The 24,449-nt window shown below is 40.5% G+C and carries 18 protein-coding genes; 3 read left to right on the top strand and 15 right to left on the bottom strand.

Features of this window, described 5'->3' with window-relative positions; genetic code table 11:
* Positions 1-2: 2 nt before the first annotated feature.
* The 6 genes from atpE to G631_RS0104645 form a co-directional block, all read right to left on the bottom strand.
* Complete coding sequence (gene atpE / locus G631_RS0104670) at positions 3-221, bottom strand: ATP synthase F0 subunit C (protein ID WP_092064543.1); 219 nt, start codon at positions 219-221, stop codon at positions 3-5.
* Between the two features lie 24 nt (positions 222-245).
* Positions 246-956 carry a F0F1 ATP synthase subunit A gene (locus tag G631_RS0104665; protein WP_026488466.1) on the bottom strand — a complete coding sequence of 237 codons (711 nt, stop codon included), beginning with the start codon at positions 954-956 and terminating at the stop codon, positions 246-248.
* A gap of 134 nt (positions 957-1,090) precedes the next feature.
* The gene (locus G631_RS0104660) at positions 1,091-3,610 is read right to left on the bottom strand and encodes a DUF342 domain-containing protein (protein WP_026488465.1); all 2,520 of its coding nucleotides are present in this window, start codon (positions 3,608-3,610) and stop codon (positions 1,091-1,093) included.
* 147 nt (positions 3,611-3,757) lie between these two features.
* Positions 3,758-6,604, bottom strand: a complete 2,847-nt coding sequence (gene ppdK, locus G631_RS18005; RefSeq protein WP_035789311.1) for a pyruvate, phosphate dikinase — start codon at positions 6,602-6,604, stop codon at positions 3,758-3,760.
* A gap of 96 nt (positions 6,605-6,700) precedes the next feature.
* Positions 6,701-7,600: a glycerophosphodiester phosphodiesterase family protein gene (locus tag G631_RS0104650; RefSeq protein WP_051196840.1), complete on the bottom strand. Its 900-nt coding sequence runs from the start codon at positions 7,598-7,600 to the stop codon at positions 6,701-6,703.
* A 137-nt stretch (positions 7,601-7,737) separates the two neighbouring features.
* A complete protein-coding gene (locus G631_RS0104645) occupies positions 7,738-9,078 on the bottom strand; it encodes an MFS transporter (RefSeq protein WP_026488463.1) in 1,341 nt (446 codons plus the stop codon).
* Positions 9,079-9,184: 106 nt separating this feature from the next.
* Here G631_RS0104645 and G631_RS18000 point away from each other — a divergent pair, with 106 nt between their 5' ends.
* Entirely contained in the window at positions 9,185-10,048 is an 864-nt protein-coding gene (locus tag G631_RS18000; RefSeq protein WP_051196839.1) for a DegV family protein, read from the top strand.
* 32 nt (positions 10,049-10,080) lie between these two features.
* Here G631_RS18000 and G631_RS0104635 read toward each other — a convergent pair whose 3' ends face one another.
* The 3 genes from G631_RS0104635 to G631_RS19940 all read right to left on the bottom strand — a co-directional run bounded on the left by G631_RS0104635 (position 10,081) and on the right by G631_RS19940 (position 13,412).
* Entirely contained in the window at positions 10,081-10,725 is a 645-nt protein-coding gene (locus G631_RS0104635) for an Hpt domain-containing protein (RefSeq protein ID WP_026488462.1), read from the bottom strand.
* Positions 10,726-10,747: 22 nt separating this feature from the next.
* Complete coding sequence (locus G631_RS19945) at positions 10,748-11,512, bottom strand: response regulator (protein WP_026488461.1); 765 nt, start codon at positions 11,510-11,512, stop codon at positions 10,748-10,750.
* A gap of 127 nt (positions 11,513-11,639) precedes the next feature.
* Entirely contained in the window at positions 11,640-13,412 is a 1,773-nt protein-coding gene (locus tag G631_RS19940; RefSeq protein ID WP_051196837.1) for a GDSL-type esterase/lipase family protein, read from the bottom strand.
* Between the two features lie 211 nt (positions 13,413-13,623).
* Here G631_RS19940 and G631_RS0104620 point away from each other — a divergent pair, with 211 nt between their 5' ends.
* Together G631_RS0104620 and G631_RS0104615 are read left to right on the top strand one after the other, a co-directional pair.
* Positions 13,624-15,264, top strand: a complete 1,641-nt coding sequence (locus G631_RS0104620) for an ABC-F family ATP-binding cassette domain-containing protein (RefSeq protein WP_026488460.1) — start codon at positions 13,624-13,626, stop codon at positions 15,262-15,264.
* A gap of 58 nt (positions 15,265-15,322) precedes the next feature.
* Positions 15,323-16,198 carry a phosphoribosylaminoimidazolesuccinocarboxamide synthase gene (locus tag G631_RS0104615; RefSeq protein ID WP_026488459.1) on the top strand — a complete coding sequence of 292 codons (876 nt, stop codon included), beginning with the start codon at positions 15,323-15,325 and terminating at the stop codon, positions 16,196-16,198.
* A 103-nt stretch (positions 16,199-16,301) separates the two neighbouring features.
* Here G631_RS0104615 and G631_RS0104610 read toward each other — a convergent pair whose 3' ends face one another.
* The 6 genes from G631_RS0104610 to hflK all read right to left on the bottom strand — a co-directional run bounded on the left by G631_RS0104610 (position 16,302) and on the right by hflK (position 24,386).
* Entirely contained in the window at positions 16,302-18,332 is a 2,031-nt protein-coding gene (locus tag G631_RS0104610; RefSeq protein ID WP_026488458.1) for a methyl-accepting chemotaxis protein, read from the bottom strand.
* A 279-nt stretch (positions 18,333-18,611) separates the two neighbouring features.
* A complete protein-coding gene (locus tag G631_RS0104605) occupies positions 18,612-20,252 on the bottom strand; it encodes an Mbeg1-like protein (protein ID WP_026488457.1) in 1,641 nt (546 codons plus the stop codon).
* Between the two features lie 148 nt (positions 20,253-20,400).
* A complete protein-coding gene (thrH, locus tag G631_RS0104600) occupies positions 20,401-21,000 on the bottom strand; it encodes a bifunctional phosphoserine phosphatase/homoserine phosphotransferase ThrH (RefSeq protein WP_026488456.1) in 600 nt (199 codons plus the stop codon).
* A gap of 16 nt (positions 21,001-21,016) precedes the next feature.
* On the bottom strand, positions 21,017-22,396 hold the full coding sequence (locus G631_RS0104595; protein ID WP_026488455.1) for a TrpB-like pyridoxal phosphate-dependent enzyme: 1,380 nt from the start codon (positions 22,394-22,396) through the stop codon (positions 21,017-21,019).
* Between the two features lie 130 nt (positions 22,397-22,526).
* Entirely contained in the window at positions 22,527-23,414 is an 888-nt protein-coding gene (gene hflC / locus G631_RS0104590) for a protease modulator HflC (protein WP_026488454.1), read from the bottom strand.
* A 12-nt stretch (positions 23,415-23,426) separates the two neighbouring features.
* A complete protein-coding gene (gene hflK / locus G631_RS0104585; protein ID WP_026488453.1) occupies positions 23,427-24,386 on the bottom strand; it encodes an FtsH protease activity modulator HflK in 960 nt (319 codons plus the stop codon).
* Between the last annotated feature and the right edge of the window lie 63 nt (positions 24,387-24,449).

Raw genomic sequence — 24,449 nt, 5'->3', positions numbered from 1 at the left:
TATTAGGTAAACAAGATCATTATAGCTACGATGAAACCATAAATAGCTGTTGCTTCTGCAAGAGCACAACCAAGAATAAGAAGTGTCATGATCTTACCATCTGCCTCTGGCTGTCTTGCCACAGCATCTGTTGCCTTAGCTGTTGCCACGCCGATACCAATACCAGCTCCAAGTCCTGTAAATACTGCGATTGCTGCTCCAATTGCTGTTAAATCCATTATTATCCCTCCATTTTCTTATTATTATCACTCCACCGCTTCTTTTATGTAGAGCGATGTTAAAAAGACAAATACATATGCCTGAATGAGGCCGTCAAAAATATCAAAGTAAAATGCAAATGGCACTGGATAGATAGCCGGAACACTCACTGAATGTATATGTATCAGGTGCTTTATAAGCTCCATGATGACAGTCGCACCTATGATATTACCAAAAAGTCGCATGCATAGTGATAAAGGTCTTATCGCCAGCTCCATGATATTCATAGGAGTAACGATTGCCATAGGCTTTGCAAAAGACTTGAGCCAGCCAGCTGTACCTTTCTTGCGGATAGCAGCTGCTTCTACCAGGATAATACTCATAAATGAAAGTGCCGCTGTCACATTTATATCCATAGTAGGTGGAATAAATCCAAAAAGACCTATTGTGTTGGCACAGGCAAGATAACACAGGATTGTAACTATCCAATCAGTGTACCTTGAGGCCTCTTCTCCAAGGTTCTTTCCAACAACTCCTCTAAGCCACTCTACAAAGGCTTCCACAGCAGCCTGTCTTTTGGAGATATTATGAACTTTGAAATCCCGGGTAAGTATTAGTAGAAGCACTAAAATAAAGGCCATTATGATCCATGTGACCACAACAGACTCATAGATATCAAATTTGCCATTACCAAACGGCAAATGAATAAAAGCCTTATCTTTTAGAAGTATTTCTTTTAATAATTCCTTTATATCCATAGTCTTAACCCCCAAAATTGTCTCTTATATTATAGAAAATGTATTTTGAAATCGCAAGAAAAAAAGCCACAATACAGCGAATTATCAGCCTTTTATAATCTTTTTTTCTCATATTTTACACATTTTTTATAATGTTAGTAAGCCACAACTTTTTCTTTTTTGGCATCCGTTTTAAATACAATTTTGTCGTAGGTTTTTCTATCATCTGTAATCTTAAGGGCAATTCCGTCTATTATAAGTATCGTTCCAGCGAATATCTGCTCTGTTACTGTAACACCAGCCTTTGCTCCATTTCCGATCTGCTCTTCAAGTTTGGCCTTTTTAACCAGCAGTTTCTTAATATTTTGTTCCTTAGTTCCAACAGCTGCATTTATCTTTATCTTCCATTGCATAAGCTGCCTATCCCCGGAACCAAGCTCCTGCAGCCTGTCTTTTTCCTTGGACAGAGTTTTTAAATCCTCTTCATCTCTGCTCATCTGCTTTAGAAGCTCATTATATTCAGTTAAAAGAGCTGTATTTGCACCAAGAGTAAGAATTGTCCGGACACCAGTCTTATTACCTATAAGTGCAGATTCAATTCCCTCTAGGCTATAAATTGAACCTCCATAGATCATTCCCTGCCTTCCAAAGGTCTTTATCTTCCCTTTAGCTTCAATAGAACAATTAGTAAAATAATTGGAATAAATATTCTTGCCCTTTATGGTTGCTCCATCAAAGAACTTAGCAGAAATATCTCCCTTTGCTATAACGCTTCCCCTTACAGGACATGTCACGCCGCCAGCAACAATTATATTTCCGCCGCTTTCTATTGTAGAACTTTCCAAATGCCCGCCAATGACTATATCTCCTGTAGCATATATCTCACTGCCAGAATTGACATCTCCTCTGACAAATACCACTCCATCATAATTGATCTTTTTATCTGTTATTTTTACTTCGTGCAAAACCTGGACTTTCTGGATATTTACAAGCCCATCGTCCATGCTGATAGCCCCAGAATACTTGGCGACGTAGGTTACCCTGTCGCTCATTATCATAAAGCCCTCTCCTTTTAGGATAGGTACCTCCTTGCCATTTTTAGCCTTAACAACTTCGCCATAGATATTATAACCATCAACACCTTTTGTAGCTTTCTGATATATGGCAATCTTGTCTCCTACATGGACCTGCTGGATCAGGTCTATCCCATCAAAATCTATAGAACCGTCTTCAGCAACCTTAAATTCATTCTTGTGCTCTATGTCAAAGAAAAATTCATAGTGCCCATCTGCGCCGTCTTCTACTGGTTTGCCGGAAGCGACTAAATATTTGACTCCCGGTTCACTGTCAGCCACCATTTTCTTAACCTGAGCCCTATCAATTCCGCTTCTGATCTTCATTTTAAAAAGAAATGTCATGACTGCATCTTCTGTATAGCTTATGCCATCTTTGCGAAGAGGAAGCTTTATCCAGCATTTCATCTTATTCTCAGAAACAGACAGATACTCGTCCTTATTTTCCAGCATAGATGTCAAAAGAACAGACTGATCAGAAACTCCTCCTGTTCTGTCAAGGACAGTGCCTTCCAAACCATCATCTGCTATGACTGTCTGAATTTCGCCAGATAATAGTTTTAATCTGATCCGCCGCATATCTTTGGCGGTATACATCATAGTTGAAAACTTGCTTATATCAAGGCCAGCTTCTATTCCAAGCCTTATTTCACGCATCTGCTTGGGCTGATATAAAGGCTTACAATATGGCGTAATATCTATCTGATGTTCAAGGCCAATTCGCATCTCATACATTTGTTGCCAGCCATAGGCCACATCAGCGTACTTGGCTACATCTATGCCCTCTTCAAGACCTAGTCTGATTTCCTTTATAGCTTCGCCCCTCATATCAAAGGACATATACTGATCTATAGGAAGTTCTTTTTTTAAAGCAAGTCTTATCTGCTCAAGCTGTTCCGCATCAAACTTTTTCTTTACATAACCACTTATGTCAACTTCGTCAAGGAATGCTAAATGCATCTGCTCGAGAATAGCTGCATTATATGCTCTAATATCCGATTCAGAAAAGAAAAGTCCGTCTTCTGCGCTTTTCCTTATGGCTCTCATTTTCAAATAAGGAATATCCAGCATACCATAAGTAGAAACGTCTATTCCATCCTCAAGCCCTTTTCTGATTTCTCTCATTTGAAGAGGGTCAAAAGCCGGATCCTGATAAAAGATGATAGGGACTCCATTTGTTTTAGATAGTCCTATTCTGATTTCTCTCATCTGGTCAGCCATATATATCTTTTTGGCATAAACAGAAACATCTACTCCATCAGAAATGCCTGCTCTTATCTGGTAAAGCTGCTGGGTATCAAATCCCATTTGCCTATACTGACTCATATCAATACCCTGGGTCATTTCAAGGCGCATTTCCTCCATCTCAGTCCAGGAAAGCTTTGGATCAAGGTATTTGTTTACATCGACCTTACTGTCCTCATATCCCTTTCTGATTTCAACCAGCTGAAGAGCATTAAAACCAAGAGCCTTAAGCTTCTGCACATCACCTCCAAATTTGCCGCAGAGCTCAAGCTCCTTTTTAAGCACATTTTCATTAAACGAGTCAAGGCCAGAATAAACATTCAGTTCATTGACAAGATCCAAATCCTGTACAGCCATGTATGCTCCTTTTAAGTAAATGCCCATAATACTACCAATATTAATTTTATCACTTTACTGTACAATGCTCAACGCAAAAAAGAACAGGCAGCTGTAAAGACAGTTACCTGTTCTGAATATAGCTTATTATATCAGGACTAAAATATATTAGTTCTTCTTGTTCTCGTTGTAAGCTCTCTTAGCTTCCTCAAGACCAGCCTTAAGACCAGCAAGTCCAGCCTTAGCAACCTCTGCAGATGTCTCTGCGAGTTCCTTAGCGATTACCTGTGCCTTCTCAGCAGCCTCTTTAAGCTTTTCCTTTGTCTCGTCATCTACGAAAGACTTAGCTGTATCTTCGCACTTGTCGCACTTCTTAGCAGCCTTCTCAGCGATTGCAGCCTGAGCAGCAGCAAGTCTAGCAACAGGTACACGGAATGGTGAACATGATACATAATCAAGACCAATCTTGTGGCAGAACTCAACAGATGAAGGATCTCCACCGTGCTCACCACAGATACCAACGTGAAGCTTAGGATTAACTGGCTTACCAAGCTTAAGTGACATCTCCATAAGCTTACCAACACCTGTCTGGTCAAGCTTAGCAAATGGATCGTTCTCGAAGATCTTTGTATCATAGTAAGCATTGAGGAACTTACCAGCATCATCACGAGAGAATCCGAATGTCATCTGTGTAAGGTCGTTTGTACCGAAGCAGAAGAAGTCAGCTTCCTTAGCGATCTCATCAGCTGTAAGAGCAGCTCTTGGGATCTCGATCATTGTACCTACTTCGTACTCAAGCTTAGCGCCTGCAGCAGCGATCTCAGCATCAGCAGTCTCAACAACTACCTTCTTAACATACTTAAGCTCCTTAACCTCACATACAAGTGGGATCATGATTTCAGGCTTAACATTCCAGTCAGCGTGTGCCTTCTGAACTTCAAGAGCTGCACGGATAACAGCCTTAGTCTGCATCTTAGCAATTTCAGGATATGTAACTGCAAGACGGCATCCTCTGTGACCCATCATAGGGTTGAACTCGTGAAGTGAGTTGATGATAGCCTTGATCTCGTCTACACTCTTATTCTTAGCATCAGCAAGCTTCTTGATCTCGTCTTCTGTTGTAGGAACGAACTCGTGAAGAGGTGGATCAAGGAATCTGATTGTAACTGGGCATCCCTCAAGAGCTTCATAGAGCTGCTTGAAGTCGTTCTGCTGGTAAGGAAGAATCTTCTCAAGAGCAGCTTCTCTCTCTTCTACTGTATCTGAGCAGATCATCTCACGGAATGCAGCAATTCTGTCTTCCTCGAAGAACATGTGCTCTGTACGGCAAAGACCAATACCTTCTGCGCCAAGCTCTCTAGCCTTCTTAGCATCAGTAGGTGTATCAGCGTTTGTACGAACCTTGAGCTTTCTGAACTCATCAGCCCATGCCATGATACGTCCGAACTCACCAGCGATCTGAGCGTCAACTGTTGCGATCTGACCATCATAGATGTTACCTGTTGTACCATCGATTGAAATGAAGTCTCCCTCGTGGAACTCTTTTCCAGCAAGTGTGAACTTCTTGTTCTCTTCGTCCATGTTGATGTCGCCGCAACCTGATACGCAGCACTCACCCATACCACGAGCAACAACAGCAGCGTGTGATGTCATACCACCACGAACTGTAAGGATACCCTGAGCAGCCTTCATACCTGTGATATCTTCTGGAGATGTCTCAAGACGAACAAGAACTACCTTCTCTCCTCTTGCAGCCCATTCAACAGCGTCATCAGCTGTGAATACAACCTTACCGCAAGCAGCTCCAGGTGAAGCACCAAGACCCTTTCCGATAGGTGTTGCAGCCTTAAGAGCAGCAGCATCGAACTGAGGATGAAGAAGTGTATCAAGGTTTCTAGGATCGATCATAGCTACAGCTTCTTCTGGAGTCTTGTGTCCCTCATCAACGAGGTCGCAAGCGATCTTAAGAGCAGCTGGAGCTGTTCTCTTACCGTTACGGCACTGAAGCATGTAAAGCTTCTTGTTCTCAACTGTGAACTCCATATCCTGCATATCATGGTAGTGATTCTCAAGAGTCTCACAAACCTTGATGAACTCTGCGTATGCTTCTGGGAATTCCTTCTCCATCTGAGCGATTGGCATAGGTGTACGAACACCAGCAACTACGTCCTCACCCTGAGCGTTGATAAGGAACTCACCCATAAGCTTATTCTCACCTGTTGCAGGGTCACGAGTGAAAGCAACACCTGTACCAGACTCATTGTTAAGGTTACCGAATACCATAGGCATTACGTTAACAGCTGTTCCCCATGAATAAGGGATATCGTTATCACGACGATATACGTTAGCACGAGGGTTATCCCATGAACGGAATACAGCCTCGATAGCAAGCTTGAGCTGCTCTACAGGATCTGAAGGGAAGTCCTTGCCAAGCTGCTTCTTGTACTCAGCCTTGAACTGTTCAGCAAGTTCCTTAAGATCTGCTGCTGTAAGGTCAACGTCGAACTTAACACCCTTCTTCTCTTTCATTGCATCGATAAGCTGCTCGAAGTACTTCTTACCAACTTCCATAACAACGTCTGAGAACATTTGGATGAAACGACGATATGAATCATATACGAAACGCTCGAATGCAGGATCAGGATTGCCCTTGATCATAGCTGCAACAACGTCATCATTAAGACCAAGGTTAAGGATTGTATCCATCATACCAGGCATTGATGCACGAGCACCTGAACGAACTGATACAAGAAGTGGATTCTGAAGATCACCAAACTTCTTTCCGTTAAGCTCCTCCATCTTTTTAACGCCTTCCATAGCCTGAGCCATGATCTCGTCATTGATCTTACGACCATCTTCATAATACTGTGTGCAGGCCTCTGTTGTGATTGTGAAGCCCTGTGGTACTGGAAGGCCAATGCTTGTCATCTCTGCAAGGTTAGCACCCTTACCACCAAGAAGGTTACGCATTGTCATGTTACCTTCACTGAACATATAAACCCACTTGTTCGCCATGTTTTCTACCTTTCCTGCTACGCCTCTAAATTACGTAGCACCTTTCAAATTGAAATTTATTATAATCACTGTATTTAATACATGTAATTATCCAAGTTAAGCTTTTGGACCACCTGCTGGAACAAAGCTGTCGAAGATGAAGATATCAAAATTCTTCCTGGCTCTTAAAAGCTCCTCTTCACTCTTAATGGTCCAGGCTGCGGCAACGTTGCCATAAAAGCGCCTACAAATCCTTCTAGAAACGCAACCCGCATATTTGTGATTAAATGCCACAAAATCAGGTCTTGTCAAAAAGTTAAATAACAGATTAGTAAGGACAAAATATAGAGGTCCCTTAAATTCCTGCGGTTTATCTCTGTGGAACGCATCGGATAACTGTCCTCTGAACACTTCAGGATGATTCTTCCTATACCACATAACACCTAAAGGATTAAAGCTTTCTATGCAGTATACTCCATTATAATTTCTAAGGAGTTCATCCGCTTTTGGGCATACCGACAAGTCCTTTAGTTCAATCTTGAGTTCCACAATAAGAGGAATTTTACCATTAACCATCTTAAGAAACTCCTCAAATTTTGGGATTTTCTCATCAGAATCAAGTAAATGAAAATTCATAAGTTCATCGTATGTGTAATCGATAACCTTACCCTTGACTCCATAGCTTCCGTCCTCATTACGAACGGCATCTGATGGTATCTGGCCCTCAGGATATCTGGCAACTCTTGCCAACGTAAAATCATGGAAAATAACTGGAACCCCATCCTTGGTGAGCTGTACATCGCACTCGATGCCATAGCCGCCATCAACAGCCTTCTTAAAAGCGGCCATTGAATTCTCAGGTGCATTGCTCCTATTATCATGTAGTCCCCTATGAGCATATAAAACACCTGTAAACGGTTTTCTGGAAGGCTTATTCACCACTCTTGGCATTATCATCAGTAAATACAAAACAAAAGATATAACAATAACAAAGCCAAAAATCTTAATAATTAGCATCTAAATCACTTCCTAAAAACCAATCTGCGGACAATCTACGTTAAAAATCTAACACAGATTGCCCGCTAAATATTTTACAGCCTTAAAACATATAACGCAACTAAATTTTCTATAAAAGTAATTCTGTATATTAATAATCAGTCATCTACATCAAAATTATCAATGATTTTCCCTTTTTTAGGAGGTTTCACGTCTCCGTGTTTTACCATCAGCATAGTGCAGAAGGCAAGTGCTGAAAAAATGAACGCATAAGGGAAAAGAGTCCTATAGGAAATATGCTCCAGTAATAATCCGGAGAATATAGGTGTAAACACCTGTGCTGCCATGGAAAATGTATAGTAAGTTCCAGTGAACTTGCCTATTTCTCCAGCTTTACTCATCTCTACAACCATAGGATAGGAATTTACATTTATAGCTGCCCAGCCAATTCCTACAAGTGCAAAAAAGATATTGATAGAAGCTGAAAAATGAGGGTAAAGCCCGGTTATCACATAACTTGCTGCCATGAGACAAATACCGATGAGTATTGTCTTCTTTCTGCCAATTTTCCTTGATACATAAGCAATAGGAATATAGCTAAGCGTCGCAGCAACCGTTGCTACTAAAAGACAGGTAGCGTAAGCATTATCGTGAAGATCCCACACTTCTCCAACAAATCTTGAAAAGGCTGTTGTTACGGCATTGTAGGCTGTGAACCACAAAAAGACTGATACTAGCAGAAACCACAGACTTCTCTTTACCTCTTTAGGCATCATTTTGGTCACTGTGCCTTCCTCAAAGCGCTCAGTATAGTCAGTCTTATCCTCCTTGGCATCATTATCAAAAGTATCGCCAAGAGAGTGTAGTCCCCCCTCCTTATGTATTTCTTCCTTTATCTTGTTCTCTTTTATCGTAAGGAAAACTACCAGAACTGAAACAAGCATAAAAAGCACAAGGCTCAGCATTAGTGGAATGTAGTTAGTCTGCGCAGGATTTTCAGCCTCTTTCAAAAGGACCTTGATCATTACGAGAATGTAGATTCCACCTATTGTTCCCATAAGATTTATAATAGCATTAGCTGTACTTCTCTGAGGTGCAGGTGTCAGGTCAGGCATCAGTGAAACTGCAGGTGATCTGTATATACCCATAGAAATCAGGAGTAAAAGAAGTACTCCGACAAACAAAGCTATATAGCCACTTGGCCTTGCCACTGTAATAAGTATTGTCAAAAGTATCGTTGAAACAATAGTTCCAACTACTATGTAAGGCATTCTCTTACCATATTTAGTATCTGTACCATCAGAAAGAGTTCCAAATAATGGCAAAAGAAACAGTGCAAGCACGTTATCAAGAGCCATTACAACTCCAGTAAGTGTCTCCCCCAGGCCAAATGAATATTTAAGTATCTTGGGAATCTCGTTGTCATAAAACTGCCAGAATGCACAGATAGACATGAATGCAAAGCCAATCAGAATCGTTCTTTTTGTGTTAAGTTTCATACTATAATCCCCCAAAAATATTGATATAGTAATACTACTACAAAATGAAGTATGTTATAATGGTTTTCGTGCTATATTTGAAAATAATTCTATGAGAGGTCTTTAAATGTCTTTTACAGTATTTGCGGATGGTTGTGCTAATCTTCCACAGAAGATAGCTAACGAAATTGTTATTTTGCCATGTGACTACATGGTTAATGGAGAAAATGTCACTTATAGTGGTGATATAGATAATTTTGATGGTCATACCTACTATACCGGTCTTAAAAATGGAGATCAGATCAAGACAAGTCTTTTAAACACACAGCTATTTCTGGATCATTTCACCCCCTATGCCAAAGATGGCAAGGATATAATCTACATAGCCATGAGTTCAGGAATAAGCGGAACCTACAACGCTGCAATCAACGCTGCTAACGAGCTTATGGAAGAATACCCTGATTGTTTCATCCATATCGTAGATTCTCATGGTTGCGGTTTTGGTAACGGTATCCTAGCTCTCAAGGCTGTAGATCTAAACAGAGCAGGTGTAGATTCAAGAGAAGCTGCCAAACTCCTTGACGAAGCTGTTCCTCATGCAGATCAATATTTTACTGTAGATGATCTTAATTTCTTAAAGAGAACAGGGCGAGTTAGCGGTGTAACAGCTAGCATTGGAACTATCCTCAATATCAAACCCATTCTCTTTGGAGACAGCACAGGTCACATCATATCCTGTGACAAGGTAAGAGGACGTAAGGCTGCAATAGCTGCTCTTGCCAGAAAATACTCTGAAAAGCGCATGAAATGTGATGATCAGAGGGTTTTCATATCTCACGGAGATTGCATTGACGATGCCAATAAGCTCTGTGAAATGGTTAAAGAGATAAATCCCAAGGCAGAAGTTACTATCTGTATGCACGAGCCATTTTCAGGATCCCATGTAGGCCCTGGTATGCTTGGTCTATTCTTCTGGGGAATAGAACGCTAAAAGAAAAAGTCTGAGATTTGATAATGCAAATCTCAGACTTCTTTTTTATCATTTAACAAATCCTGAACACTTTCCCAGTCAAGCTTTTTCAGATAGTATTCAATCTTTTCTATCCTTTCCTTCTCATCTTCCGGAAGTTTATACTTTTTTAATCCCTCGATGATCATTTCCACGGAATCATAGTCCATCATAGGTGAAACTTCTCTAAGAGCTCTATATGCATCATCAATAATTTCCCTGCTTGCAAGCGGCCTTAGCTTTATTCCATCAAGAGAAATACTACTGATATCAGAAAGCTTATTGCTATAGCTCCTATAAAGCTCTAAAAGCTCTCCCGTCTTTTCCTTTATAACATCTATCTCTCCTGATTCGCCCGCCAGTTCAAGCTTTTTAGATAGTTCTGACAGCCTATGGGCACCAATGATCCTTGATGTACTCTTTAGTGAATGGACTTTCATCGTATAAAGCTGGTAGTCTTCACTTGTCAGCGCATCCTCTATCTCTTTTGCCTTATCATCAATACTTCTTAAAAAGGTTTTCAGAAATTTGACAAAAGAATAAGTACTACCGCAAAAATCCATTCCTTCCTGTATTGAAATCAAACCTTCTTTATCAGGTTTTATCAGTTCTTCTGGAATCTTCTCAGAAATATTTCTTCCAGTTAGTCCTTCTTCCACTTTTAAGCTCCAACTTTCCTTCTTACCTATTAACAAAGAACTTGCTCACGGTATTTACAATCTCATTTTTACCGCTTGTCTTGAGTACATAACCCTCTGGTTTAAGAGCAAGAACACTCATAACGCTTTCCTTATCATCTTTTCCAGTTAGGAATATCACAGGTATTCCCTTGGTCTCCTCATCGCTCCTAAGCATTTCAAGCACCTGAGGACCATCAGTAACAGGCATCTCATAATCAAGAAGGATCAGATCAACTTTATTACTGCCAAGCCATTTTATAGCCCTAAGTCCAGAATTAGCCATTGAAACCTTGTAAGTATCCTTGAGCCATTCTCTCACAAGCCCCATATAGTTTGGATCATCATCTACAATGAGAATGCTCTTTTTCATCTCACCTTCTGCAACCATGTTAAAGTAAAGGCTCACATCAGAGATGAATGCACCATAATCTAGTGGTCTTGTAAAAACCTTATAGATGATATGTGGTGGGAAATTGTCTACAACATCCTTGGTATCTGTCACATCGCCAATAATAGCCATCTGCTTGTTGTTATCAGAGAGCTTATCTCGAAGGAAGGTTGCCACCTCACCATCAATTCTCTCTCCAGCTTCCATGTAATAAACAACAAGTGAGCAGTCATGCCAGAGCTGATTTATCTGATCAACATGAGATGGAGCAAAAAAAGTATCAATATTTGCATCCTTAAGTTTGCCCATAAGAACCTTGATAATGAATGTCTCCTTGGCACCTATAATCAATATCTTATTTTCTTTACCAAAAAGCATGTCAGTCTCCCACTAATAATTAGTCGTAAGATTACAACAAGCATACTATCACTAATACCATATACTGATTATACCATTTAATAGCGTTATAATGATTAAAATATTATATAATATTTCATAAAATGCCTTAGTGTACAGGATGAACATCAGCATCCTCTGGATGGCTATCGTTTTTTACGCTGCTCTTTTCTTTGGTAACATCCATGTAGTCTGCAAGGATCGTATATACATCAGCTCTGTTTGCTATTTCTTCAGCTTTTACATTTGCTTTTTTGATGATTCCAAGAGCTTTTGCCTCTTCTACATACTCCTCCCCGGAGCGCTGCTGTCTTTCGTTCTTATCAGCACATCTGCCGATCTTTTCATATCTTTTTATAATATACTCAGCAAGTTTTCCATATGTAAGAGGATCATCCGGCCCAAACATAGCGCTTTTGGTCTCTTTATCATCAATATATCCCTCCTCTATAAGGGCCTGCACATATCCGGAAATCCACTCATCTACCTTGATATCAGCAAATTTCTTTTTGTAAGGTCTAACTCCGGACATTCTAAAAGCATTGAACATAACCATAAGAAGCTGGCCCTTAGGCATTGCATCATAAGGATGAAGATACATTACGCATGGATCTAAAAGGCCATATTTAAAGGCCTTTCTGATGCCTTCATATTCTGGGATTCCAGATATATCAAGGTAAGGCGGTTCAATATCAAAGGGGCTTTTTAATGGAAGCTCTTTTGGGATCTCTTTTGTATCCTGGCAAGGCTCAGGAACAGGTAAAAGAGAATCCTTAATAAGAGGAAGTGCCTCGCCCATCTGCCTTACAAACATATCCGCTATCATAAAAGCGCCATATTCATTGGTGTGAGTTATGTCGCCCTTTATAAAATAGTCTTTTGCATTATCAGAAAGTTCTATCCACTTCTTCATGGTTTCTTCATGAAGATCTGCAAACAATATTTCCTGTTCTGTGGCCACATCCCTGGCTGCATCAGCATATTCCTGTAAAAGAGAATATTGCAGCGGCATAGATAGTTCTTTTGCCTCAGTCTCCGATAACTTGAGCGGAATACGGCTAATAGGTGAGCAGATAATGGGCGTCACTCCTCTTAACCTGACCTCATTTGCAAAGCGCCTAAGATTCTGCGCATACCCACCTCTGGCGCCCAGATTTCTTCGCTTCTGGTCATTGTGTCCAAACTGGATTATAAAAAAGTCCCCTTCCTTCATGAATTCCAGCGAAATAGCATAATGACCGTCGTCCCGGAAACAATTTGTGGTCATCCCGGAATGGGCCAGATTACAGACGGCTGCCTTATCTACATATCTTGATAGAATCTGAGCCCAGCCAGCACAGCTTCCATAAGGATAATACGGAATACCTGCATTTTGATCAGTTAAAGTAGAATCCCCTGCAATCCATATGACAGGAACATCCTTTCTGGTAACATTTAGAGAAATCTCTGGCGAGCCCTGTTTTCCTAGTTCATTGGAATTCACCCCTGCAATACTGACAAAAACGAATTTATCGTTACATCTCCTTGAAGAAAGCGCAGGAATATAGGGCGTTACAGCCTGGTAAAAAGTCTTTCTATATGTTTCTCCACTCTTTAATATGATATCTGTGTCAATCAGGTTTCTTCTTCCAGCAAAAAGAATAAGCTTCCTCTCTCCTTCTCCTGCCTTTATAGTAACCGTCACTTCGTAGGTTCCAAATTCGGGAACCTCTAATCTAAAAACTGTGACGTTTCTTTCTCTGTCTTCTCCGCCTTTTTCCTGGTCAGTTATTTTTTCAAACTTTCTATAGTTCCAACCACCATTCTTAAGCGCAGCCTCTGCATCAGTCATATATTTATCTTCAATATCTTCCTGTCTTACGACAGTAAACTCTTGTTCCATGATATCCCCCACATTTGATCTTTTATGATTTACTAAAAATCTTACTACAATCGGCTTTATTCAGATACTTCTTTTGATGCGATTACTGGTCGATTTTGCCCATTTATATTTCTTTTTCTTTTATTAATGAAGATATATTGCATTTTAAAAAATATTCCAATATAATACGAACTGTTGCAAAGAATAGATTTTTTATGTGAGGTTATTTTTAATGATTAGTGCAAATAACGTAACCTTAAGAGTTGGTAAAAAGGCTCTTTTTGAAGAAGTTAACATCAAATTCACACCTGGTAACTGCTATGGTATCATCGGTGCCAATGGTGCTGGTAAATCAACATTCCTTAAAATCCTGTCAGGTCAGATTGAGACTACAAACGGAGATGTTGTTATCTCTGACGGCGAGCGTCTCTCATTCCTCGAGCAGGACCACTTCAAATATGATGACAATGTTGTACTTGATACAGTAATTGCAGGTAACGCGCGTCTGTTCGAGATCAAGAATGAGAAGGATGCAATCTATGCCAAGGAAGATTTCACTGATGAGGACGGAATCAGAGCCAGTGAGCTCGAGGCAGAGTTTGCTGAAATGAATGGTTGGGAAGCTGAGTCAGATGCTGAATCTCTTCTTAACGGCCTTGGAATTGACACTGAATTCCATTATAAGCTCATGAAGGAGCTTGATGGTGCTCAGAAGGTCAAGGTTCTTCTTGCAAGAGCTCTTTTTGGTAACCCAGATATCCTTCTTCTGGATGAGCCTACAAACCACCTTGATCTAGATGCTATTGCATGGCTTGAGGAGTTCCTTATCAACTTTGAGAACACTGTCATCGTAGTATCTCATGACCGTTATTTCCTTAATAAGGTTTGCACTTATATTGCAGATATAGATTATGGCAAGATCCAGCTCTATGCTGGTAACTATGATTTCTGGTATGAATCAAGCCAGCTCATGATCCGCCAGATGAAGGAAGCCAACAAGAAGAAAGAGGAACAGATCAAGGAACTTAAAGAGTTCATCGCTCGTTTCTCTGCTAACGCAAGTAAGAGTAAGCAGGCTACTTCCAGAAAGAAAGCCCTTGAGAAGATCGAGCTTGATACCATCAAGCCTTCAAGCCGTAAATATCCATATATCGATTTCAGACCTGATAGAGAGATTGGTAATGAGGTTCTTACTGTTGAAGGCCTTTCCAAGACTATCAATGGCGAGAAGGTTCTCGACAACATATCTTTCGTTGTACAGCGCGAGGACAAGATTGCTTTCGTTGGTGGTAACGAGCTTGCCAAGACTACTCTCTTCCAGATTCTTACTGGCGAGCTTGAGCCAGATGAAGGAACTTACAAGTGGGGTGTAACAACATCACAGGCTTACTTCCCCAAGGATAATACTAAAGAGTTTGACAATGACTACACTATCACAGAGTGGCTTACAGGATATTCTGAGATCAAGGATGCAACTTATGTAAGAGGCTTCCTTGGACGTATGCTCTTTGCTGGTGAAGACGGAGTTAAAAAGGTTAAGGTTCTCTCCGGTGGTGAGAAGGTTCGATGCCTTCTTTCCAAAATGATGATAAGTGGCGCTAACTGCCTTATCTTCGATGAACCAACTAACCACCTTGATATGGAATCAATCTCCGCTCTTAACGACGGAATGATCAAATTCCCAGGTGTTGAATTGTTTGCCTGCCGTGACCATCAGGTTGTACAGACAACTGCTAACAGAATCATGGAAATCCTTCCAGATGGATCACTTATTGATAAGCGTTCAACATATGATGAGTACCTTGAAAATGATGAAATGGCTAGAAAGCGTACAGTATACAACACTGCCGCCGATGAAGATGAGGACGACTGATAATACCCACTTATGTGGATACTATAAAATTTAAGTTACATTACGGAGGAGTTTTAGCATGCAGGAATTTAAGCCAGTAAAAGAAGGAAAAGTACGTGAGATCTACGATATAGGTGAGAACCTTATAATGGTAGCCACCAATAGAATCTCCGCTTTCGATGTGATCCTTAAGAATAAGGTTTCCAAGAAAGGCTCAGTACTTACACAGATGTCAAGATTTTGGTTTGACTACACCAAAGACGTTGTAAACAACCACATGGTCAGCGTAGATAATGCTGATATGCCAGAGTTTTTCAGAACACCTGATTTTACAGGTAATAGCATGCTTTGCAAAAAGCTTAGAATGATTCCTGTTGAGTGTATTGTTCGAGGCTATATTACAGGAAGCGGCTGGAAGAGCTACCAGGAAAATGGCACTGTATGTGGCATTAAGCTTCCAGAGGGACTTAGAGAATGCGACAAGCTTCCTGAACCCATCTACACACCTAGTACTAAGGCTGAGATTGGCGATCACGATGAGAATATCGATTTTGAGCGCAGCATTGAGGTCCTTGAAAAAGAATTCCCAGGTCACGGCGAGTACTACGCTACCAAGATCAGAGACTACACCATTGCTCTTTACAAGAAATGTGCTGACTACGCTCTGACTCGCGGTATTATAATTGCTGATACCAAGTTCGAGTTTGGTGTAGATGAAAAGGGTGAAGTTGTTCTTGCAGATGAAATGCTCACTCCTGATTCATCAAGATTCTGGCCAGTAGAAGGCTACGAACCAGGTCATGACCAGCCATCCTTTGACAAGCAGTTCGTTCGTAACTACTTGAAAGCTCATCCAGAATGTGATTACAATCTTCCTCAGGATGTAATTGACAAGACCATTGATAAATATCTTGAAGCTTACAAGCTTCTTACAGGTAAGGAATTAGAAGCCTAAATTAAAGGGCGGTTCTCTTTTAGAGAGCCGCCCTTTTCTATTCTTATTTTTTTCTTATACTGTTTCCGTTCTATACTGTTGTCTTTATAGCACCTCTGATAAGTTAATCCTTAAAGAATTCCATATCAGAACTTAGCTTATCAGCAATTTCCTTGAGGGTATTAGCTGAAGAAGCAAGGGTTGTAACTGTAGCAGACAGTTCCTGCATAGAAGCTCCTGTCTCCTCTGAGGATGCAGCATTTTCTTCTGAAATAGCTGAAAGAGAACTCATGGCATCTGCAACCACGTTCTTGGCATTTACGCAAGTTCCTGCGTCTGTCTCGATACTCTTTACTCCAGTTACTGTAGATGCTATATCACCTATCATTGCGTTTACGCTATCAACTGTAGCTCCAAGGACCTGTGCCTGCTCTTCGTTGCCCTTTTGAACCTCAGCTGCCATTTCAACTGCAGCCTGAGACGATGTCAAAAGTTCATCCATCTCTTTTCTGATCTCATCAGCCATAAGCCTTGAATTCTCAGCAAGAGTTCCAATCTCACCTGCAACAACCGCAAAGCCCTTGCCGGCCTCTCCTGCTCTAGCAGCCTCAATACTTGCATTAAGAGAAAGAAGATTTGTCTGTGTTGCTATTGAGGTAATTCCCTCAACCTTTTCATTGATGCTCTCTACGGCCTTGCTTGTTGCACCAATCTTTTCAGTAATCTGAGCAATTTTTTCACTCATGCTCTGGCTTGACTCCTGAAGGTCAGACAAGGACTGGGCTGAATCTGTGCTGACAGACTGCATTCTTCCAGCAAGTCCTGAAAGGTCATCTGTGCTTGTCTGTACATTTCCTGTAGCTACATCAATTTCACCAACGCTTTCTGTTACGCTCTGGATTTCATCTGCCTGCTGAGTAGCACCAGAAGCAATTTCCTGAACAGCTGTTGATACATCATCTGCTGTCTGTGAGATCTGATCTGCTGTCTCTGCAAGATCTTCAGATGACTTGTGAACAGCAACCGCTGACTCCTTGATATTCCTAACTATATCATCAAGAACACTCAGTACTGAGTTTGTATTATTGACCATATCTCCAAACTCATCTTTTCTGTTATGGAATTTCTCTATATTGACAAACCTACCCTCTGCCAGATGTGAAAGTGCTGTGTTAACTTCGTTAAGAGGTTCTGTAAATGATTTAGCCAAAAAGAATGATATCACAGCGGCAACCAGTGCCATGATAACACCAACTATAACTATGATATAAGCACTTCTCTGGGCGGATGCCATGGTTGCGTTGTAATCAGATGATACAACAACAATCCATCCTGTATTTGGCTCCTGCCTATAAGAAACAATCAGCTTTTCATCTCCATTAGAGACATATGTTCCAGATGTAGTTCCAGCACTTACGCTCTTAAAGAAATCTCTATCACTTCTATTGTCTTCAGGATCATCAGCTTTGATTTCCTGATCTGACCTTGCAATTACTATACCATTTTTATCTGTGATAAAGGTTCTCTGATTAGCCTTAACATTGCTTGCAAGCAGTGTATGAAGGGTTGAAAGATCATAACTTCTCTGAGCAACACCGATTACACTTGTGTACCCATAATCATAAACTGGTACAGCAGGAATAATGATTCTGGATCCTGTTGCCTTTGAAATAAGTATACTTGAAAGAAATACCTGGCCTTTTACCGCTCCCTGAAAATAATCTCTTTCATGAATATCAGACAGTTTTCCTCCATCATCTCTTACAAGCTGCTGACCATTTACATCAGAAACAACTATAGCATTTCCGTCGTTATAATTCTCATTTACCTTAGCAATATATGCAATCATCTGCGCATCATCACGTGTCTGAGCATTTTTAATGTATTCGATGGTGTAAGGGCTATCGGCTATAGCTTGCAGAGATCTTAACTGCTGATCGATTGAAGCCATAAAGCTTTCCTCAATGATCTTAGCCTGAGAATCATTTATGGTCATAGCATCTTCAAGGCCTTTATTGATTGAACTTGCATAACTTACCACAATCGAGATCACAAGTGGGATCACAACCACTGCCATCATTACAAGTATCAGCCTTGTTTTTACGCTATTAAGGCCTTTGCCATTTCCTTTTTCTTTTGCTGTGTCCTTAGCCATGATAACCTCCTATCACATGATGAAACTATTGTTATATGAACCTCTTTTTAAGTATTAACAAATTATCTGCCCACTAGCATAATTATATAATATTACGACAATTAATATACTCATAAATACTAAAATCTATATTAAAAAAGTATGATAAAAAAAGGATGAAAGCCGCATATTTACGCGATTTTCATCCTCTTATACAATCATCCACAACATAGTGTATGGGCAATTAAATATCGCACAACATAGTGTATGGGCAATTAAATATCATACAACATATGTCTGCTATTCTTCTTCGTAATAATTCTTTCCACTCTTATTTTTTTTATCACCCTGAAGCTGTTCCAGGAGCTGAATTATAAGCCTTACAAAACCGATGATTATAAGATAGCTACCTAAAGTAACCGATTTTGTGTAATCAAGTCTCGCAGGCATAACTACCGAAATAATTCCAATGTAGAGATTGACCACAGCAAGAAGCATCATCCAGAACTTGGCCTTTCCAGAGATAGTATTCTTATACTTCACAATATACCTGATGCTGGCTACAGTTAGGGAAAAGAATACTATAGCCATCAAAAGGTTAGTCCACTTAGGGATTCTCTCAAGGTTAGACATGATAAAGACCATAAACCACATGATGACAATGTGAAATATCATACGCCCTCGTTTTAAAAAAGGGTTTTCGTCCCTGACTCCAGCCTTTAAAAGCATCACAGCACTCCAGATTGCAACGACCAGTGCTATAACGCCTCCAAGGACGCTATAAACAGCTTCTGGAATAGTCAAAAATACTATTCCAAGAAAGATCAGGAAAAGATCTATCATACCAGATAAAGACTTAATAGCTTCCAATATCTTTATCTTCTCAAAAGATCTCCATAAAGATCCAAGGAACTTACCAGTAACAATCTTGGTCTTACTCTCTGAATTAGCAGCCGATAGGAGTATCGTTCCAAAATCATGAAAGCCTCCTTGAGGAATATCTGTAACTGCCACCGCCCCGCCAGCCTTCATAGCATCAAAGATATCTCTGGTAAAGGCTCTTCGTTGTTCCATAGTAGCATTACCGATCCAGTCATCAATAGCTCTGTTATATACAGTACTCTCCTCAGTCAAAAACCTCTTATGAACAAAATGGTCACCCTCTATTTTCCAGGTCATACCTGAGTGCTGAGCAATCTTTTCAGCACTTGAAGATACTATCTCATGCTGAACAGGAAGTTCAAATAACATTCCAACAACGCTAAAGCTGGGTACCACATGTACTATCCTGTCCTTTATTATATTGAGTTTGTTTTCATCGAGAAGCTCTGGACAAAAGCCTGGCCCGTCAAAGCTATAGATTCTTTTTATCCTGTTCATGACAACGTCCGGAGCATGCATTGCTGCATAAACAGCCAGATTGCCACCCTTAGAATGCCCTCCGACGTAAATATCTCCTGCATATTTCTCTGTAATATGCTGCAAATACCTGGCCGCAGCTTTCTGAGCTTCAATTTCCTCAAAGCTTATCTGAAAATCCAATCTCCAGTCATCAATCTCCATTGTAGTGCCACGATACGCAATAAAATGGCTTCCATCTGGAAGATGCACTGTAAATGCGGTAAACACCATATCTCTATCAGATTCATCTATATCTACGTAGTCTGACAGATAAAGATTTCCAAAGCGTTTTGACATACCCATGTAGTACAAAACCCAATCAAAATCATATATGCCAAGATTATCAAGACTATGCTCCTGAAAATACCTGTCTGCAGCTTCTCTGATAGTAATCCTGCCGCCTTCATATCTTCCTGGAACTATGCCAGCAAAATTGTTATAGACAAGAAGTGAAAGCCCCAGATTATCAACTCTGTTAAATGGGACTTTCTTAAACTCTATATCGCCACGCCATTTAATATAATTGACTATGTTTGCCATCTAGATCACCTCTATAATGAAAGGCTTTTATATACCAACTAACTATATTATACCCCAAGAACAAATAGTCACATAGCGACTATTTACTCATTAAATCAGAAAAAAGCCAGACTCCCAGTTAATAGGAATCTGACTTTTCAATTTTTTCTTATAAGGCTTTCTTTATAGCCGCTAGAAGTTCATCATACTCTTCAAAAGCAGGAAGATCAGGATAATCCTTTTTGATCTGATCTGTTGTTCTAAACAAGAAGCCCTCCTTGGAAGCCTGTATCATGGCAAGGTCATTATAGCTATCTCCGCTTGCAATTGTATCATAGCCAATAGACTGAAGTGCCTTCACAGTAGTAAGCTTAGAATTCTCAATTCGCATCTTAAAGCCTGTAATTTCCCCATTATCTGCCACCTCAAGAGAATTGCAGAATATTGTAGGCCAGCCAAGCTTCTCCATAAGAGGAGTTGCAAACTGAGTAAAGGTATCACTGATAATAATGACCTGGGTTGTCTTTCTAAGCTCATCCAAAAACTCTTTTGCCCCGGGAAGCGGGTCAATCTTAGCAATAGTATCCTGTATTTCCTTAAGTCCTAGGCCATGCTCTTTGAGGATACCTATTCTCCATCTCATAAGCTTGTCATAATCAGGTTCATCTCTTGTAGTTCTCTTAAGCTCCGGAATACCAGAAGCCTCAGAAAACGCGATCCAGATTTCTGGAACAAGAACGCCCTCAAGGTCCAAACAAACTATGTTCATGTCTTTATTTCTCCTGTCAAATATTAATCTTAGGAAGTGTAGCAAAGCTCTTCTCAAGTTCTTCATCAGATGGGATGTAATCCATCATAACGCCATCATTATATTTCTGATATGCAACCATATCAAAATATCCAGTACCTGTAAGGCCAAAGAGAATTGTCTTCTCTTCTCCTGTTTCCTTGCACTTTAAGGCTTCATCTATCGCAACTCTTATCGCATGGCTACTCTCTGGAGCAGGAAGAATACCCTCAACTCTTGCAAACTGCTGGGCAGCTTCAAATACTGATGTCTGTTCAACACTCCTAGCTTCCATAAGTCCATCATCATAAAGCTGAGATAAAATAGGGCTCATGCCATGATAGCGAAGTCCGCCAGCATGGTTTGGTGATGGGATATAGTTGCTGCCAAGCGTGTACATCTTGGCAAGAGGACAAACCATTCCTGTGTCGCAATAGTCATATGCAAATTTGCCTCGTGTAAGTGAAGGGCAGCTTGCAGGCTCTACTGCAATGATCTGGTAATTGGCTTCTCCCCTGAGCTTTTCTCCCATAAATGGAGAAATAAGTCCTCCAAGGTTTGATCCACCTCCAGCGCATCCAATTATTATATCTGGCTTAACTCCATATTTATCAAGAGCTGCCTTGGCCTCAAGGCCAATAACAGTCTGATGCAGCAGTACCTGATTGAGCACGCTTCCAAGAACATATCTGTAGCCTTCAGTCTTGGTTGCTACCTCTACAGCCTCTGAAATAGCGCAGCCCAAAGAGCCTGTCGTTCCAGGATGTTCAGCATTTATCTTGCGTCCAATTTCTGTATCCATGGAAGGTGATGGTGTTACACTTGCTCCATAGGTACGCATAACTTCGCGTCTAAATGGCTTCTGCTCATAGGAAACCTTAACCATGTATACCTTGCAATCAATCCCAAAATATGCAGATGCCATAGAAAGAGCTGTTCCCCACTGTCCTGCTCCTGTTTCTGTGGTAACGCCCTTAAGTCCCTGCTTCTTGGCATAATAAGCCTGTACAATGGCAGAATTAAGCTTGTGGCTGCCACTAGTGTTATTTCCCTCAAATTTGTAATAAATCTTGGCTGGAGTTCCAAGAGCCTTCTCAAGAAAGTACGCTCTTACAAGAGGAGCTGGTCTATACATCTTATAAAAGTCCATTACCTCTTCTGGAATGTCGATGTAAGGCGTAGTATCATCAAGCTCTTGCCTGATAAGCTCATCGCAAAAGACAGGACGAAGATCCTCAAAGGTCATTGGCTTAAGCGTTGCCGGATTAAGAAGTGGAGCCGGCTTATTCTTCATATCAGCTCTTACGTTGTACCATCTTTTTGGAATCTCGTCCTCACTAAGATAAATTTTGTAAGGAATTCTTTTTTCTTCACTCATTTCTCTTGCCCCCTGAAAAACGATTATTTTAGATAAAGAACAAAGAAAAACCTGCCCAGACATTTGAATCCGGACAGGTCCGATTGTCTTCAACAGTTTAAACTATTAAAGCACATTTTAACCTATTGTGTCAATTGAAATTACCATAAAGTATCTTGGCAAGCTCTGAATTTTTATCAAGAATGATAGTCTTATCTCCTGATAAAGATGCCTTAAGTGCATCAAGTCCCCTCATGTAGTTGTAGAACTCAGCCTTTTCCTCTGTATTATAAGCTTCTGAAAGAGTCTTCATGTATTCTGCCTCTCCCTCAGCCTCAAGCACTGCTGCGTCCTTCTGAGCCTTAGCCTTTACGATTGCAACCTGCTTGTCAGTTTCATTGTGGATCTTCTGAGCTTCAGCCTCACCCTGAGCTGTATAGGAAGCTGCGATATTATTACGCTCAGAGATCATTCTCTCATAAACAGCGTTCTTGTTGTCATCTGGAAGGTCAAGGGCCTTGATCTGTGCCTGGATAATTGAAATACCATAACCTTCCATATCGGAATTAGCTTCTGTTGTAATGATTCCAGTTAAGGTCTCACCTCTTGCCTCTATAACTTCGTCCTGAGACATTGATGAAATAGCATTCTTGGTAGCGTTATATACAGAAGCCTCTATTCTCTCCTCTGCTCTGTTGCTAAGAGCATTAAGAGTCTGAACATACTTAAGTGGATCAGTTACTCTCCAGAGTACATAAGTATCTGTAATCATAGACTTCTTGTCCTTGGTAATAACGTCAGATGCAGGGATATCATAAATAATAACCTTGCCGCTGATAGACTGTGTATCCTCGATAAATGGGGTTTTAAAATGAAGTCCCGGCTCAGAAACGATAGATACAATCTTACCAAAGCGTCTTACTGTAACATATTCATTCTGGTGAACAACAAAGGTTGCTGAGCCAATTAAAACCACAGCAATCACGACAATTGCTGCTATAAAGCCAAATACTAAACCGTTTTTCTTTTTTCCTTCCATATCACGCCTCCATCAATTTCCGTTAAAGCTGTCTAAAGGTAACATTTCCTGGGTTTCTCCATCTGTGATGATAACCTTTAGATCTGGAAGGATATCTTCCATAGTTTCATAGAATAGTCTCTTCTTGGTGATATATGGCTGAAGCTTGTACTGCTCATACATCTCATTAAATCTTGCGACCTGACCTTCTGCCTCTGCAATTCTGGACTGCTTGTAAGCTTCTGCATCCTGAACGATCTTATCTGCATCAGCCTCTGCCTTAGGAAGAGTCTCGCTCTGATACTTCTTGGCATTGTTTACAGCTGTGTCCTTGCCCTGCTTGGCTGTTTCAACAGACTTAAAGGCCTGAACGATTTCCTGTGTTGGTGGCTCTGCATCCTGTACAGAAAGGTTGACCACCATCATGCCTATATTCTTGTTAGCAAGCTCTTTCTGAAGTGTCTCTTTAACCTCTGACTGAATCTGTCCCTTAGCAGTAGTTATAACATCATCTACAGTGTAGTTGACTACTGTATTTCTGATGCAGGCAAGAGCCATATTCTTCATAATAAGCTCTGGATCGCTTGAATTATAATAATATGCCACAGGATCGCTAACCTTATACTCAAGATAAAAATCAATATCTACAAAGTTAAAATCAGAGGTGATCATAACACCCTCATCATCTACTGTAATATTCTGGCCATCCTGGATCACATAGCCAATTCCGATGCCATGAGTTGTCATATCAATGGTATGAACCTCCTGAATAAATGGCACCTTGAAATAAAGACCTGCTGTGTCTACTCTGATTACCTTACCAAACATGGTAAGAACAGCCTGTTCCTGCTCCTTAACAGAATAAAAGCTCTCGCCAACACAGATCAAAGCTACAATTGCAATGACTATAGCAATTATAAGTTTGGGGCTGGTCTTGGACTTATACTCTTTGTAGCCGTGAGCATTCTGCATTTTCCCTTTTTTTCCAAACATACTCTTTCTCCTCATTAAAATTATTAAAAAGCCGGCTACTGAAGTATTTTCAGCAACCGGCTT

The sequence above is a fragment of the Butyrivibrio sp. XBB1001 genome (assembly GCF_000424505.1).
Classification (GTDB): domain Bacteria; phylum Bacillota; class Clostridia; order Lachnospirales; family Lachnospiraceae; genus Butyrivibrio.
Note: the sequence above shows the minus strand (reverse complement) of the source record. Positions and strands in the feature narration are given on the sequence as shown.

Excerpts from the sequence above, each read along its gene's own strand:
- G631_RS0104610 (WP_026488458.1), bottom strand. The coding sequence starts at position 18,332 with ATGGCTAAGGACACAGCAAAAGAAAAAGGAAATGGCAAAGGCCTTAAT.
- thrH (WP_026488456.1), bottom strand. The coding sequence starts at position 21,000 with ATGAACATAGTTTGTTTGGACCTTGAGGGCGTTCTTGTTCCAGAAATC.
- G631_RS0104650 (WP_051196840.1), bottom strand. The coding sequence starts at position 7,600 with ATGCTAATTATTAAGATTTTTGGCTTTGTTATTGTTATATCTTTTGTT.
- G631_RS0104660 (WP_026488465.1), bottom strand. The coding sequence starts at position 3,610 with ATGGCTGTACAGGATTTGGATCTTGTCAATGAACTGAATGTTTATTCT.
- G631_RS19940 (WP_051196837.1), bottom strand. The coding sequence starts at position 13,412 with ATGGAACAAGAGTTTACTGTCGTAAGACAGGAAGATATTGAAGATAAA.
- G631_RS0104665 (WP_026488466.1), bottom strand. The coding sequence starts at position 956 with ATGGATATAAAGGAATTATTAAAAGAAATACTTCTAAAAGATAAGGCT.
- G631_RS18000 (WP_051196839.1), top strand. The coding sequence starts at position 9,185 with ATGTCTTTTACAGTATTTGCGGATGGTTGTGCTAATCTTCCACAGAAG.
- G631_RS0104615 (WP_026488459.1), top strand. The coding sequence starts at position 15,323 with ATGCAGGAATTTAAGCCAGTAAAAGAAGGAAAAGTACGTGAGATCTAC.
- G631_RS0104595 (WP_026488455.1), bottom strand. The coding sequence starts at position 22,396 with ATGAGTGAAGAAAAAAGAATTCCTTACAAAATTTATCTTAGTGAGGAC.
- G631_RS0104645 (WP_026488463.1), bottom strand. The coding sequence starts at position 9,078 with ATGAAACTTAACACAAAAAGAACGATTCTGATTGGCTTTGCATTCATG.
- hflK (WP_026488453.1), bottom strand. The coding sequence starts at position 24,386 with ATGTTTGGAAAAAAAGGGAAAATGCAGAATGCTCACGGCTACAAAGAG.
- G631_RS0104620 (WP_026488460.1), top strand. The coding sequence starts at position 13,624 with ATGATTAGTGCAAATAACGTAACCTTAAGAGTTGGTAAAAAGGCTCTT.
- G631_RS19945 (WP_026488461.1), bottom strand. The coding sequence starts at position 11,512 with ATGCTTTTTGGTAAAGAAAATAAGATATTGATTATAGGTGCCAAGGAG.
- hflC (WP_026488454.1), bottom strand. The coding sequence starts at position 23,414 with ATGGAAGGAAAAAAGAAAAACGGTTTAGTATTTGGCTTTATAGCAGCA.
- ppdK (WP_035789311.1), bottom strand. The coding sequence starts at position 6,604 with ATGGCGAACAAGTGGGTTTATATGTTCAGTGAAGGTAACATGACAATG.
- G631_RS0104605 (WP_026488457.1), bottom strand. The coding sequence starts at position 20,252 with ATGGCAAACATAGTCAATTATATTAAATGGCGTGGCGATATAGAGTTT.